An 830-nucleotide genomic window follows, 5' to 3' on the forward strand; every position below is an offset into this window, starting at 1 on the left:
GCATGCTGTTCTTCAGCAGCTGCTACGACATGTTGCGTATAACTTGTGGACTGATTGGTAACGTCTTTTGTTTTGTGTATTTCGTTTACTAGAACCTCTGTATTGGCACTAATTTCTTGAATTTCGGCTGAGACTGATGATAATTTATCATTAATCAAGTTTACATCGGCCGCAATTGCTTCAAATGTTTTTCCGGCATTTTCAACATAGTTCATACCTGTCTCCACTACTATTTTTCCTTCATTTACAGTTTGTACTGTATTCTGTGTATTAATTTGAATTTCACCTATTAAAGCTGCAATGTCGTTTGCCGCATTTCCTGATTCCTCTGCTAATTTTCTTACTTCGTCAGCTACAACAGCAAAGCCCTTCCCATGCTCACCTGCACGTGCTGCTTCAATCGCTGCATTTAAAGCAAGTAAATTTGTTTGCGCTGCTATGCTTGTAATTACATTAATAATTTCACCGATTTCTTGAGATTTACTTTCAAGTAATCGCATTGCTTCAGTTGTCACCATGCTCTGTTCATTGATTTGATTCATTTGTTCCACAGTCTGTGTAATAACTTCATTCCCATAAAGAGAAACTTTAGAAGTTTCAATTGATAGATCATTCAATTCTTTAATATTTGTCGTTATTTCTATAATGCTAGATGATATTTGTGAAACTGAGTTATTTGCTTCTTCCATTCCAAACAGTTGTTTATCTTGTCCAGTAGAAATTTGCTGAATAGACTCCGTGATTTCCTCTGAGGCTGTACTCGTTTGTTCGCTACTTGCAGTAAGTTGTTCGGATGTAGCAGCAACTTGCTCCGCTGAGCTTGAAACTGA

1 protein-coding gene is annotated in these 830 nt (G+C 37.1%); it reads right to left on the minus strand.

The window, feature by feature from the left end; all coding sequences use genetic code 11:
• Positions 1 to 830, minus strand: an 830-nt coding sequence (locus tag ACOMCU_RS28160) for a methyl-accepting chemotaxis protein (RefSeq protein ID WP_421052309.1), incomplete at both ends; no start/stop codon positions are given.

Source organism: Lysinibacillus sp. UGB7 (genome assembly GCF_049058285.1).
GTDB classification, from domain to species: domain Bacteria; phylum Bacillota; class Bacilli; order Bacillales_A; family Planococcaceae; genus Lysinibacillus; species Lysinibacillus sphaericus_B.